Below are 14,252 nucleotides of genomic sequence, written 5' to 3'. Positions count from 1 at the left end.
ATGAAGACCCATATTTCTCTTCTAAACATCATTAGAGCAGAGGTTTATAAAGCCTCTCGTAGTAAGCTAATTATAGGGATTCTATTGTCCCCCTTAGTTGTCTATTTATTGATGTCCATCTACATCATCTATAAAGGAAGAGATGGGCTTTTCGACTATACAGCACTCGCTTATAGCGGAGATCCATGGCTAATGGTTTGGTCGCGTTACACCCTACCCTTATTCTCCTTAATGTTTCCGCTCATATTGATCGTCTTGTCCTATCTGATCTGCGAATTTGAGTTTCAGAATAACAACATAAGATCGCTTTTCTCTTTTCCTATTGTTTGGTGGAAGTTGTATCTCTCAAAGTTTATTGTGTTATCCGTACTCATAATTGCTCTCTGTATTATTACATGGAGTGGTTTTGTTTTGTTTGGCTATTTGTTGGGGGAGGTGATTCCTGCATATAGATTTGCTGAATATGCTATTGGGCTATCCTCTTCATTGGTTATGTTGAGAGCCTTATTAGCTTCATTTTGCGTTGGGGTATTTGGACTAGTAGTCAGTTTATTAACACGCAACTTTACGATTCCTATCTTGTTAGGAGTATTCTTGACAGCATCCGCCATTTTTGTAACAAACGAATCGGTGGGCGAATTCATTCCCTTTACAACCTTTACATACCTTGCCTCAGTACGGCCAATAGATGAACTTACGAGCTTTACCACGAGAGATGTGATAAACATTGGTTTCTTGTGCATTGCAATGCCTATAGGTTATATAAGTTTTACTCCAGAAAAGAGGTTCTTCCGTTAAATGCGTAGATGCCTATCATGCAATGCATATAGTCTTAATGTGAAGTATTCCTCATTTCTGAATCCGTATATCTGTCTTTTCAGAACCTTTATTTTATTGTTAATGCCTTCAATTGTTCCATTTGTTATACAATGGTCGTACCATGCTAATATGTATGTCTTGTATGCTCTAATAGTTGAAGCCATTTTCACCAATGGCTGTATTTTAGATTCTATAGCTTGCTTTACCCATTCATCCAACAGAGCTTTGGCTTTTTGCTTACTACACTGGTTCCATATTTCCTTAAGATCTTCTTTGAGATAATAGGCAATCATCAGCGGACGGTTTAGGCTTAAGGCATTCTCCAGTCTATTTCTGTGTGCATAATCAAAAATATCATTTCCATTTTTGAGTAACAACCAACGTGTTCCTTTGATTACTTTACGCTTGTTGATGTCCTTTTCCTCATGCCATATCTGTCTCCTTAGCAAGTCCACCTTTTCGTTCATAAGCTTGGTTACATGAAAGTGGTCTACTACAAGTGCTGCATTGGGAAGATGCTCACTCACAGCTCTTGTATATGCTGCAGAAAGGTCTGTACACACTGCTTAATACCGACGATGTCGGCAATTTCTTTTCTCGCTGTTTTCTTTTGGAGTAAGGCAAAAATTTGCGACCTTTGCTCCGAGATTAATTGATGATACATTTGCAATACAGAGTTAGTTAATCTTTGGGAGACTTCGGTCTCCTTTTTTTATTTGTATTGCTGGTTGTTTCTTTTTCCTCTCCGAGAGATGCAGACAACCTCTCGCTACGCATCGAGAACGTCTGCATCTCTCGGAGAGGGACACTCTTTTATTTCATTTCGTTTTGGAACTTGCACCCTCAAATACATGCAATTTAGTTTTATTTTTAGTTGCTGTCATATTTAACATTTGACATAAAACGCATATTATAAGACACTTACAAGGCAAATTCACATGACAGATATGACAGCAACTTCCAAACTTCTTACGCAAGGCTTCTACTGCTCCATACGGTTAGAGACAGGATTATCCATTACAGATTAGGCCCGCAAAAGATTCAAGAAAGCTGTATCTTTCAGATAATCAACAAACAAAGAAAGAATAAAGGGAAAATGGGTTACAATTTGGAAACGAACGAGTTTCTTTCCTTCTCTTTATTCTGCATTGCTTCAAAGAACACTTAATTTGGTAGTGCAAAGATAATATTTTCTGATGAAAGCAGTGTGTTTTTACGGAAATAAATCGTGGGAACACTTAAAATCATTACCAACTAATTTTAATGGAAGTAATTTGTCAGGATCTTTTAGCCTTATTGCTAATCAGCAAAAATGAATAGAAACAACTATTTTTCTATTGCAAAATGAAAAAAAAGAGAGAAATGAAACTTTTTGAAGAAAAATTCCCCGAAATATTTGGCGGATTGAAACAATTTGCATAATATTGCACCTATAAATACAGAACAAACGTTCTGTTTTGAATCTAGTAAGTATGAAATAATGGAAAAACAAATAGATAAAGAAAGCATAAGCAAAAGGGACATTATCCTTAATGAATCGTTCAGGCTGTTTCTGAAAAAAGGTTATGCAGCAGTATCATTTTCGGATTTAGTGGAAGCTACCGGCATTTCTCGTGGCAATATGTTTCATCACTTCAAGAATAAGGAGGATATATTCAATCATGCCGTTGATAGGTTTGTATTTGAATTCTTGACAAATGATGCTACAGACTTTCTTGAACTTACAAGCTCGACACCATTAAAGGACTTCATTGATAATCGTGTAGAAAACATCGGTCGCCGTATGAAATCATTTTTTATAATGACAAAAGGCACAGTCACTCCTGCCAATTTCATGTCATTTATCCTGTATCTGAAAGACAACTATCCGGATTGGAAAGAGAAGTTTCAAGAATACGAGAAAAGAAAGAGCCTTGAGTGGAAAGAGGTGATAGAGCTTGCCAAACAGAAAGGAGAGATTACTCAAACTGTGGAAACAGAAAAGATTATATCTTCCATTAGAAATATATATCTTGGATTGTCATACAGAAGTGCATTGAGCAGCCAACTTTCCATTTCCGAATTGAAAGAGCAAATATACACAATATACTATTTAATAACCAAATAATATTCCTATGGAAAAAGCAGCATATATCAATAGCGTATCGGCATATCTTCCTAATTCTCCCATCGCCAATGAGGATATGGAGGACTATATTGGAAAAATTGGTGGAAATCCGTCAAGGGTTCGTTCCATTGTCCTTAGACAAAATGGCATCAAAACGAGATATTACGGGTTGGACAAAAACCAAAGCCTAACACACTCGAATGCAGAATTGGCAAAAGAAGCCGTATGTAGGCTGTTTGAAAATGGAAGTATTCCTGACGACTTGACCCTTTTGGCTTGTGGGACAAGCACACCCGATCAATTGCTTCCTTCCCATGCGTCTATGGTTCATGGAGAATTAGCCAACTATCCTATGGAAATATTTTCCTCTGCAGGTGTATGCCTTACCTCATTGCAGGCATTGAAAATATGCTATAGCAATATTCTTGCAGGACTGCATCAAAAAGCTGTATGCGTGGCATCAGAATTAACTTCACCTGCATTGGTATCCAAATTTTATGACCCTGAGTATGAAGCTACACATGACAATCCTGACAAAGACCCTTGTATGGCTTTTGAGAAGGATTTTATGCGATTTATGCTTTCTGATGGTGCAGGAGCTGTATTGGTGCAAGATTACCCCGAAGGAGTGTGTCCTCTAAAAATTGAATGGGTCGATATGACTTCCTATGCCAACGAACTACCTACCTGTATGTTTATGGCATCGGAGTTGCAAAAACGGACGACTCAAAAGTTGGAAGGAGTTCTCTCCTAATGAGATTAAGGAACGTGCCGTGCTTGTGGGCAAACAGGACATACGGCAATTAAAGAAGCACATTATTAAGTATTGGGTAGACCATATCGAAACCGTACTTGCCAAACATCATGTAAAAGCAGAAGAGATAGACTATGTCATACCTCATGTATCATCAATGTTTTTCTATGAGAAATTAAATGATGAAATAGCTGCTCGTAATATTGCTCTGACAAAAGAGAAATGGTTTACAAATCTGACTTCTGTCGGCAACATTTCCCAAAACACTATGTCCATACTATAAAGAGAAAGCAATCAACATGTTAAAATCCATTCCAAAACAATAAAGCAATGAAGATAAAATTGATATTTTTCGTACTTCTATTTCATCTTTTTGGCAATGTTATACAAGCAAAAGAAAGAAATAACCTAATCATCCACGTCAAGGATTCTCATAGTGGTGAGCCTCTTGCTTACGTACAAATTGAGATACAAAGTATTCATGACTCTCTTGTATGCTTTTCGGATACAGTAGGTATATGTCAAGTAGAATTACCGGATGGAGAATACGATATTCGATTTAATTTATTGGGATACAGCAAACTGCAAAAACACATAAATCTCACCGAAAGTAAGTCATTAGATATATTATTGTCAGTAAAGACGATGGAATTAGAAGGGGCAACTGTGGTTGCTCGAAAAAAGTTGATAAAGATGTCTGATAAAGGTATTATTTATGACATTTCTAAGGATACTAATATCCGAGCATTAAATTTATTGGATGCAATTAATCATGTACCATTGGTAAATGTTACTCCAAATGGAAATATAACAGTAAAAGGCAGTTCGGCTTATTCAATTTATCTGAACGGAAAGCCTTATCGTATGGCACAATATGATCCGCAAACAGTATTAAGGTCTTTTCCCGTATCTACCATTGAAAAGATTGAGGTTATTACTCGTTTAGATGGGCGATATGACGGTGATACAGGAGATGCTATTATCAACATTATCACGTCGAAACATCACTTTGATAACTGGTCACTTACATTGAATGGCAATTCTAATACTCTTTCTAAAGCGGGTGCAGGAATGAGTTTGGTTGGCACGCAGAAAAAGATTGATTACTTGTTAGGATATAATTTCGGTTATGACGGACAAAGAAACCAACCCGTAGAGTCATCAGGTATCTATTCTACTGCAAATGCTTATCAAGAAAATACAGCAAGTGGTATATCTGACGGTAAATGGAAAACGCATACATTGAGAGCAATGGTTGTATTTAATATAGACAGTCTGAACAGTCTATATGTTGACGGTCATGCACTGATAAAGCAAACCGATATGAGCACTGATTGGAATCAGCGGTATAAAGATCAGAGTTGGGCAAAGCCACTTAACACAACTTTTCTTTCTAAGCACAATAATACAGCCGGAACATTTGAATCTAATGTTCTTTATAGAAATATGTTCCGAAAAGATAAAAGTAAAGAGCATTGGATGGCAGGCTATCGCTATACTTATAATCCTGATATTAGATATTTTAATCAAACATCTGTTGACAATACAAACATTGAGCAAAAGAGCAGAAACAAAACGCATGGCGGTTTAAATGAACACAGCCTTATGGCAAGTGTTACTCTAATAGATAATGATACACAATATTTGCAGATAGGAGGAAAGCAGATATTTAGAAAGGGAGCAATAGACACGGAATTGCTTACCCTTGATCAAAATAATGAATGGGTGTCGGAAACCGATGAAAGTTCTGCACAGGACCAAATCCGTTATCACCAAGATGTCTCATCGGCTTTTGCCTCATACGCTATCAGTGTCAAGGACTTTACCTTTGACACATCGCTTCGGTGGGAATATACTCATATGAAAATGTTGTTTCCTAAGATGACAGAAGCAGATTTCTCAAAAACTTTTGGGAATATAACTCCATATATCGGTGTGTCTTATCAAAAGGGAAATTCCTCTTTATCACTTTCTTATAAAGGTGGAATGATGCGCCCAGACATTCTTATACTTAATCCTTTTAAAACATACTCTTCTCAGTACAAAGCGGAAATGGGTAATCCTGAATTGGAAAGTTCTTACATCAATACTATTGATGCTTCGTATATGGTTTATTCTAATACGATGTTCTTTTCTTGTGGCTTCACATTCAAGCATCAGAACCGACCAATTGTATTGTATCCAAGCTATTCAGAAAAATTGCATCAGTATATGAATCAATATATGAATATAAGTTCATTGAATGATTATAGGGTGAATTTCTATGGTAATTACAAACTTATCATACCTTTATCTTTAACCTTAACGGGTGATTTTGGATTATATAGAATGAAGGACTATACTGGAGGTTATGATAATGGAAAATCGTATAATCTCACTTTTATGTGCGACTTTTCATTGAAGCATCAATGGACATTAAGTCTGCAATATGGTAACTATCTGAATATGCACCCTATTTGGGGTAAGACACACAGCTTTAATATATATTCATGCAGTGTCAGCAAGTCTTTCTTGAAGAATGCTTTAAATGTAAGAGTAATAATGAACTCTCCATTTAGCAAGTTTACTAAAATCAGAGAGCAAAGCATATTGCCTTCATATTCTGGTTCACAAACAAATTTTATGCGAGCAAGAGCCTTCGGCATAGATATTACCTACACTCTGCAAAAAGGATCGCATAAAGAGATCAAGCGAGACAGAACACTAAAGAGTGATGACCAAAATACAGGAGTAGAATGAAGAAACTCTTTTTCAATATCAAACAGCGCGATGCTATGGATTGTGGTCCGTCATGCCTCGCTATGATAGCGAGATATTACGGATTGCGACCAGAACGTGATGGCTTACGTCGTTCTTGCTCTTTGGGCAAGGATGGTGTTTCTTTGCTTGGTATCAGTAAGGCAGCAGAAACTATCGGTTTTAAGACTATTGGAGGTCGAGTAAGTTTTGATACACTTGCATTTGAAGTTCCTTTGCCCTGCATTGTTCATTGGAATCAGAATCACTTTGTGGTTGTTTATAAGATAAAGAAACGCAGAGGTAATCGATATGAAGTTTATGTGGCAGATCCTGGAAAAGGACTTATAACCTATACCAAGGAGGAATTCTGCGAGCATTGGGTGAGTACTAAGACCAACGGCGAGGAGAAAGGTATTGCCCTTCTTCTTGAACCGACAGAACAGTTTTATGCTCAAAAAGAAGAGAGAACTGCCCCCACTCAAAACCGAGTGACATTCCTCTGGGGCTATCTCAAAAAATACAAGCGTTTCTTTACGCAACTCATTCTCGGTCTGTTGCTTGGCTCGCTCCTGCAACTTGTATTTCCATTCCTCACACAAGCCATCGTTGATACGGGTATAGGAGGAAAGGATATAGGGTTCGTATGGTTGGTGCTGCTGGCTGAGATGATGCTCCTTTTCAGCCGTACCGCCATAGACTTTATCCGCTCGAAGATACTCCTGCACATCTCCACCCGTATCAACATCTCGCTCATCTCAGACTTCTTCATCAAGCTGATGAAACTACCGATGAAGTTCTTCGACACCAAGCTGATGGGCGACCTTTTGCAACGCATTGAAGACCATCGCCGTGTGGAGCAGTTTCTTACCTCAAGCAGTCTGAGCCTACTCTTCTCTTTCTTCACATTTCTGGTCTTCGGTGTCGTTCTTGCAGTCTATAATCTCGGCATCTTCTTTGTCTTCCTCATGGGAACATCGCTTTACGCAGGCTGGATAATTCTCTTCCTCAAAAAGCGCAGACAGCTGGACTATAAGTATTTCGAGCAGGCAGGACGCAACCGCAACGTCACCTACCAGCTCATAGGAGGAATGCAGGAAATCAAGTTGCAGGGGTGCGAGCAGCGCAAACGTTGGGAATGGGAGGACGTGCAAGCCGACCTGTTTAAGGTCAATCTGCAATCGCTCAATCTGCAACAAGTGCAACAGGCAGGAAGCATCACCATCAATGAGGTGAAGAACATCCTCATTACCGTACTTGCAGCCACAGCCGTGATACACGGCAACATGACACTCGGTATGATGCTGGCGGTACAGTACATCATCGGACAGCTCAACAGCCCTGTGGAACAACTTATTCAGTTTATCTACTCATGGCAAGACGTAAGCATCAGCCTTGACCGCATGAACGAAATCCACACCGAGACCAACGAGGAAAACGTCGAACGGACACATACCGCCTATACGGACAAGACCACCGAAGGACATTCCCTCACGATAAAAGACTTATCCTTCAAATATGATATCTACAGTCCGAAAGATATTCTATCGAATATCAACCTCTCTATTCCCAACGGCAAGATAACGGCAATCGTGGGAGCGAGTGGAAGCGGAAAGACCAAGCTCGTAAAACTCCTTTTGGGATTCTATGAGCCATTAAACGGAAGTATTCAGATAGGCAATGCCAATTTGAGTGAATACAACCTCGGCTGGTGGCGAAGCCAATGCGGTGCGGTGATGCAGGAGGGATATCTCTTCTCCGATACCATTGCGAGAAACATCGCAATATCTGACGATGAACCCGACATCGAGCGTATCCGCCATGCTGCCCGTGTGGCAAACATAGCCGACTATATCGAAGCCCTGCCATTGGCTTACAACACGATGATAGGACAGGACGGACAAGGCATTAGTCAGGGACAACGACAACGCATTTTGATTGCAAGGGTAGTCTATAAGAATCCAATGTTTGTCTTCTTGGATGAAGCGACCAATGCCCTCGATGCCAACAATGAACGAGCCATTACAGAAAACCTCTCGGAGTTCTACAAGGGAAAAACAGTTGTAGTAGTGGCACACCGCCTTTCCACTGTTCGCGATGCCGACCAAATTGTAGTTTTGGATGAAGGTAAAATTGTAGAGGTAGGTACACACGAGGAACTGACTGCCAAACGTGGTAAATATTTTGCCTTAGTAAAGAATCAATTAGAATTGGGTAACTGATATGGAAGACCAGGAAAAGAAACAGGAACGGAGTTTTGAACTTCGCAGCGAGAAAGTTCGTAGTATTGTGGGACAGATACCCTCCTCGCTTATCCGTTATGGCATTACCGCCATCGGAATGGTGTTGCTCTGCCTTTTTGCTGTAGCCTATTTCCTACCCTATAAACAAGTATATTCGGGTACGGCTACCATACACAAAACGGCAACCACACCAGTGGACAGCACGAATATAACCATCTTGCTTAAGTTTGAGAACAAACGTCCTGACAAAGTGAAAGGACAAATAATTTGTCTGCAATCTCCATATAGAACGTTTGCAGGACAGATACGAGACCTGTCTCCTGTCCGAGACACTTTGGAACGTTAGAAAGCTATTTGCCGTTTCAAGGTAACTGAGATAAAATCTGTGGAAAACCAGACGGTAGACTTTCAGATAGTAAGTTCATCGGGCAATCTTTTAAGAAAGATGCTTGGCAATATAGATCCGTAAATACTTTTACGATATTAAAGGTTCTTGTATTCCAGCAATGGCAAGGGAAACTTCACAAAACAGGGTATTATATATGAACGAACTAATTTTTACTAAAATCCATAGCGTAATGATAGTTACAAGATTTTCAAAAAAATCAACTCTTAAGGAATATAGGACTTCTGAGTTTATAGTGACATATTGTAGGAGGCTGAATAAAAGAATTCTTTTTCCACTATTGGTTGTACTTTTTCCTTTATATATTTTCTCCCAGAATATTACAATATCAGGAAAAGTGCTCAATGCTGAGAATAAAGAAATAATGCCAGGCGTTAATATAAGGCTTTGCCAAAAAGACAGTTTGGTATCCGTCATACACACAGATAAGAAAGGAGAATTTTGTTTTCGGCATTTACGGTCGGGTGACTATCTTTTAGAGTTTTCTTCGCTTGGCTTCAATAATCTTCAGTCTGCTGTTATAGGATTAAGTAAAGACTACAAACTGAACGATGTATTGATGGAACCTTCCTCTTATCAATTAGATGAAGTGGTAGTGGCTGCTGAAAATGTGAGACAAGGCGTGGATAGACTAACATTTTTCCCTAATGAGAAAATACGTCAAAGTAGTCAGGACGCATTGGATGTTATGCGATTGTTGAACTTGCCCGACTTAAAGTTTGACATTGTTAATCATTCTTTTATGTCCCTAAAGAACGGGATCGTGCAGATTCGTATCAACGGTGTAATCGCTTCGCAGACCGATTTAATCGCAATTCAACCCCAAGACATAGCCAATATTGAATATATAACTAATCCGGGAGTTATTTATGGCGATGGTGTAGCAGCAGTTGTTTTGATAAAAACGAGAAAAAATATGTCGAACTGGCAAATTGGAGGACGCGTTTCACAATCTCTCTCTGCGCTCATCGGCTCACAATATGCCTACTTTAACCTAAATTTCTCTCACGATCATTTCTCATTAAAATTATCTGATTCGTACAATTATGCCAACGGAATATACAGCTATATAGACAAGCAACTGCATTATCCAACCCGTTTATTAGCTTTCAAGAGCATAGGAAGCTCCTCAAAACAACGATTGCTCAACCCTGCCTTGCAGTTTGATTTTACCCATTCTTTTAAAGAAAATAGTTTCTTAAGTATCAAGACGTTCTTTGATTTGAACCGCTCCTATCCTGCTACAGCCGTATCTACGTCTTCTATAGCCGGTCAATCTTTCTACGATGATTACTCGAGCAAAAAAGATAAAGTTCGGAATGCCGCCTTAGATGTTTATTTTTCTAATGGTTTTAGCAATGGTTCAGAAATAGTTGCAGATTTAAGGGCGACTTATATTCATACGGACTATCAGCAAAAATATTACAAAAAATATAACCAATCAGGTTATAACAATTACGAAAGCACGTACTTTGCTACAGGGCAGCACCGTTCGTTAATAGGGGAAATCAAGTACCAACTACCATTATCCAAGCAATACAGCTTGGTAATCGGCTCTCGGAACGAACTTTCTTCCACCCGAAATGACTATACAATAGACCACTTAGGGAATCCATCTTCGCTTGATTTTTTCAACACTTACAATTATTCCGAATTCTCCGGAAGACTAAGGAACTTCTCTTATACTATAGGAGCAGGCTTTGCCTTCTACAAATTGAAGAACGATAATTTGCATAGACATTATACGTATTTTCGTCCTAAACTAAGTCTTCGATATGCTTTCTCGAAAGAATGGTCGCTCCAGTACTATTTAGGCATCAATCCCAATGAGCCAGAACTTGCTCTTCTTTCCAATGTAAAACAACCCATCTCAGAGTATGAAGTACGTGTTGGCAATCCAAATCTAAAGCCGTATCAGGCTTATACCAACCAACTTGCTTTGAATTTTATTAAACATAAAACTTATCTAAGCTTATCAACGTATCTTCAATACAACTCATCTCCATACCTCGAAAATCAGGTTCTTTATGATTCAGATTCTGAACAATTCATTTACTCGATGAGTAATCAAGGACATTTTCTACATTCTCAGACCAGACTTTATGGTAGTCAAAAGCTGTTTAATGACAAATTAAGTCTCTCCAGTTATGGCATATTGAACCATTATGTGAATCACGCTGACAATTACAGTAATCATTTCACTGCCTTTATATGGGGAACAACTGCAAGTTACGACATCAAGCATTGGGGAATAGCTGCAAGTTTTATTTCACCTGTACGTTTTCTTTTCAATCAGGTAAAGACAACACAGCACAGTAATTTCCAACTTTCTACATACTATAAAACAAATAGATTGCAAATCAACTTGGCAGTCAATAATCTATTTATGCCCCACGCATACCTTAAAAAAATGGAATTAGGTAGCCAACTATTGCAATCTAAAGCAACTGAATATGTTAGATACAATAATAACTATGTAAACTTGACGATTAGCTATTACCTTAGTAAAGGTAAGAACAAAGAGTATCATCATAAAATACAAAATGAGGACAGGGATTCGGGAGTAATGAAATGATAACAAAGAGCCAACACTAGGGCTTGTCCCCCTACAGCAGCAATACTTCCTAATTATCTGTTTGGTAATATTGGTAATATGTTCATTGACAAAAACAAAAATAATCTTAGCTTTGAAAGAATTGCTGATACAGATTATGAGATGACTACAGATTATGGAGTTGTACGCGTAGAAACCATTCTCTTCCATAAGCATACAAAGGAAAAAGATATCTACCATAAAACAAGAAAAATAACATATCAGGATAAGACCAAGAAAGGGAAAATCAGATTAATATCTCTGCTGACCAATGATTTTCAGATGTCGGCAGAAGATATAATAGCTATCTATAAGAAACGATGGCTAATAGAGACCTTATTTAAGCAATTAAAACAAAATTTTCCTTTAAAATACTTCTATGAAGAGAGTGCGAATGCTATAAAAATACAAATATGGATTACGCTTATAGCCAATCTGCTTATAACACTTGTGAAGAATAAAATAAAGAGACCCTGGAGCTTCTCAGGCTTGGCTACAATGATAAGAATTCTACTTATGAGTTATGTATCAATACAAAGTTTCTTTGAGCTGCAACATAGAGATTGGGAAAGATTGATTACCCAAGTAAAAGCCCCGCCAGAGGAGCTGTCATTGTTCTAGGGGGGCTTGGTATTTGAAATTAGAACTATTCATGCGTATTTCAGCAGGGTTGGAAGAGAATATTGCAGCATATAGTGGTTTTATCGGACAGCAATACTTAGAAATAAAGAAACACTTTAGGAAGAGAGCTTTAACAGGAGAACATAGCTACCACACTCTTGTAAAAAATCCTTACATACCACCAAACAAAGGCCTTTCAAAACAAGAGTATATCCTTCCCCATTACCAAGTTTGTAACCTACAAGAAATCAGCACATTACATATAGCATAAAAGAAGGAGGGTGTGTCAAAATGCAAATATCATTTTGATAATCTTACAGTTTGAAACAATCCAATAAAAAATGACCATTTCTATACTCGATTTTGAGTAAAGAAATGGTCTTTTCTTTGCCTTTAGAAGAATCCTACTTATAGATTGAAAGTTGTCAAGTTATTAATTTGCATTTTGACACACCCTCCTTCAACACGCAAGAAGGGCATGTTCTCAAATACTGTCAGGCCTCTTCTTGTCGCTTCCTCAGCCTCTTCACGAATGGAGAAGAGAGTGATTAGCGAAAAATCTCAACATTCTCTATCTGTCCGTCTAATGGTTTTTCTTCCTCTATCCGTATTCTTGTAGAACCTTCCCTGCATTCTCTTCTCACAGCGAAGCGCTGAAATTTGCACACAGGCAGAGCCCACAGAAAAGTGAGCCCCGCCCTCTCTATCGCTCAAAAGGTCCTCTTATTGTCCATTAACAGGCAGGAGCGTCACAGTAAGTGTTACTACCTCATGACCATCACTATCACTGTCTGTAATTAGCAGCTTACCTTTTTCGAATTTAAGAGGTAATTGCTCTTTATCGGTAAAGCCGTCTTCTTTCTCAGAGACAGCAATTACTAACTCGTTAGCATTTGTCCATTGCCAATAATTCATCACATCTTCATTACTGCGACTATTGGTTACATAATACGAACCAGCGTGTGTGAACGTCACTGTCTGCAGTATGTCAAAGTCTTTGAAATCATCTAATCTCTCTTTAGCCAACTTGAGTTTATCCTTATACTCAGATGCGTCAATAGCAGCCTTCAGACCGTTTTTAACGTCATTAAAAGAAGTTGTCGTAGCCGTCCCATCATAAACTTGCTTACCATCATAGCTCACTGTGAGGTGTAACTGAGAGAATTTCCACGTGCGACACAGATAGTCAGTGTTCTTATCAGACGGTAGCACCCCTGCTTTCTCTGCTGTCAACTTTGAAACCTTACCCTTATTAGTCAACTGAAGACTGTAAGAAGACTTATTGATCGGAGTGATTGTCAGCTCACCAAAGCCATTCAACACATAACTATCCCCCTTCTTCTCGTAACTACCAGAGAGGATTTCGTCATCTTTTGTACCCAAGATACTGGCATTCTTAACGATGAAATAACGTCCTCCCTCAGACAGTTCAATACTCTTCCAAGTAGACCCAAATGTTGTCACCTTGTATCTCGCAGCATCAGCAACGTGCGATGGTTGCTCAATGATAGGCTTATCTACATCATCGTCCGAACTGCTACATGCTGTAAAACTTAGTGTTGTCAATGCTAACAAACCCGCTACTAAAAATTGTGAATGTCTCATATCATTTTCTTTAAGTATTTGTTTTATCCTTTGAAGTCATCTAATCGCTCATTTATAAGCCACATGCACCTACTCAACCCTTGCCAACCTATCTTGCTAACAAAGGATTAAGCAATGCTAAACTCCTATTCATTTCATTAGACAAGGCTTCTATCTGTTCAATTAAATTCTATCAGTCGCAAAGATAAAAATACTTTCGTCAACTATCACTCATTAGTCGTTAAAAATAAATAAACACCTGTCTATTTCCCTCAAAACCGATTATAAATTCGTTTGTCACCTCCTTCAAAACATTGTAGCAGACTCTCTTGAAGATGTTTACATCCCACCTTACAGTAAAAAATCAATCTTGAAAGGCCGAAGACGGA

Annotated in this window: 8 protein-coding genes and 4 pseudogenes; 9 read left to right on the top strand and 3 right to left on the bottom strand. The window is 38.5% G+C overall.

Annotated features, from left to right (window positions below):
* Complete coding sequence (locus tag CHB62_RS09130) at positions 1-798, top strand: ABC transporter permease (protein WP_089366588.1); 798 nt, start codon at positions 1-3, stop codon at positions 796-798.
* Here the strand turns inward: CHB62_RS09130 and CHB62_RS09125 are convergent.
* Both CHB62_RS09125 and CHB62_RS15480 read right to left on the bottom strand, forming a co-directional pair.
* A pseudogene (locus tag CHB62_RS09125) lies at positions 795-1,385 on the bottom strand (ISL3 family transposase); the annotation flags it as partial. The gene CHB62_RS09130 and the pseudogene CHB62_RS09125 overlap by 4 nt on opposite strands.
* Positions 1,382-1,483 (bottom strand): annotated as a pseudogene (locus CHB62_RS15480) (IS30 family transposase); the annotation flags it as partial. The pseudogenes CHB62_RS09125 and CHB62_RS15480, both read right to left, overlap by 4 nt.
* A gap of 816 nt (positions 1,484-2,299) precedes the next feature.
* Here CHB62_RS15480 and CHB62_RS09115 point away from each other — a divergent pair.
* From CHB62_RS09115 to CHB62_RS14650, 8 genes and pseudogenes are all read left to right on the top strand, one after another.
* Positions 2,300-2,926 carry a TetR/AcrR family transcriptional regulator gene (locus tag CHB62_RS09115; protein ID WP_006948478.1) on the top strand — a complete coding sequence of 209 codons (627 nt, stop codon included), beginning with the start codon at positions 2,300-2,302 and terminating at the stop codon, positions 2,924-2,926.
* A 7-nt stretch (positions 2,927-2,933) separates the two neighbouring features.
* A pseudogene (locus CHB62_RS09110) lies at positions 2,934-3,936 on the top strand (3-oxoacyl-ACP synthase); the annotation flags it as partial.
* A 74-nt stretch (positions 3,937-4,010) separates the two neighbouring features.
* Positions 4,011-6,419: an outer membrane beta-barrel protein gene (locus CHB62_RS09105; protein ID WP_089366587.1), complete on the top strand. Its 2,409-nt coding sequence runs from the start codon at positions 4,011-4,013 to the stop codon at positions 6,417-6,419.
* Positions 6,416-8,638, top strand: coding sequence for a peptidase domain-containing ABC transporter (locus CHB62_RS09100; protein WP_089366586.1), 2,223 nt, complete (start codon positions 6,416-6,418; stop codon positions 8,636-8,638). Before CHB62_RS09105 ends, CHB62_RS09100 begins: the two co-directional genes overlap by 4 nt.
* 1 nt (position 8,639) lies before the next feature.
* A pseudogene (locus tag CHB62_RS09095) lies at positions 8,640-9,128 on the top strand (hypothetical protein).
* Positions 9,129-9,201: 73 nt separating this feature from the next.
* Complete coding sequence (locus CHB62_RS09090) at positions 9,202-11,640, top strand: TonB-dependent receptor (protein ID WP_240616183.1); 2,439 nt, start codon at positions 9,202-9,204, stop codon at positions 11,638-11,640.
* 78 nt (positions 11,641-11,718) lie between these two features.
* Complete coding sequence (locus CHB62_RS09085) at positions 11,719-12,279, top strand: transposase (protein WP_240616184.1); 561 nt, start codon at positions 11,719-11,721, stop codon at positions 12,277-12,279.
* A gap of 31 nt (positions 12,280-12,310) precedes the next feature.
* Positions 12,311-12,550, top strand: a complete 240-nt coding sequence (locus CHB62_RS14650) for a hypothetical protein (RefSeq protein ID WP_176414862.1) — start codon at positions 12,311-12,313, stop codon at positions 12,548-12,550.
* A gap of 452 nt (positions 12,551-13,002) precedes the next feature.
* Here CHB62_RS14650 and CHB62_RS09080 read toward each other — a convergent pair whose 3' ends face one another.
* Positions 13,003-13,884 (bottom strand): hypothetical protein, encoded by an 882-nt coding sequence (locus tag CHB62_RS09080; protein ID WP_089366585.1) that lies wholly within the window; start codon positions 13,882-13,884, stop codon positions 13,003-13,005.
* Between the last annotated feature and the right edge of the window lie 368 nt (positions 13,885-14,252).

It is taken from the genome of Prevotella jejuni (assembly GCF_900187995.1).
Lineage (GTDB): Bacteria > Bacteroidota > Bacteroidia > Bacteroidales > Bacteroidaceae > Prevotella > Prevotella jejuni.
This window is presented reverse-complemented; position numbering and strand designations above follow the sequence as displayed.

Bases quoted from the DNA above. Each gene is read 5' to 3' on its own strand.
- CHB62_RS09130 (WP_089366588.1), top strand. From the start codon at position 1: ATGAAGACCCATATTTCTCTTCTAAACATCATTAGAGCAGAGGTTTAT.
- CHB62_RS09115 (WP_006948478.1), top strand. From the start codon at position 2,300: ATGGAAAAACAAATAGATAAAGAAAGCATAAGCAAAAGGGACATTATC.
- CHB62_RS09105 (WP_089366587.1), top strand. From the start codon at position 4,011: ATGAAGATAAAATTGATATTTTTCGTACTTCTATTTCATCTTTTTGGC.
- CHB62_RS09100 (WP_089366586.1), top strand. From the start codon at position 6,416: ATGAAGAAACTCTTTTTCAATATCAAACAGCGCGATGCTATGGATTGT.
- CHB62_RS09090 (WP_240616183.1), top strand. From the start codon at position 9,202: ATGAACGAACTAATTTTTACTAAAATCCATAGCGTAATGATAGTTACA.
- CHB62_RS09085 (WP_240616184.1), top strand. From the start codon at position 11,719: ATGTTCATTGACAAAAACAAAAATAATCTTAGCTTTGAAAGAATTGCT.
- CHB62_RS14650 (WP_176414862.1), top strand. From the start codon at position 12,311: ATGCGTATTTCAGCAGGGTTGGAAGAGAATATTGCAGCATATAGTGGT.
- CHB62_RS09080 (WP_089366585.1), bottom strand. From the start codon at position 13,884: ATGAGACATTCACAATTTTTAGTAGCGGGTTTGTTAGCATTGACAACA.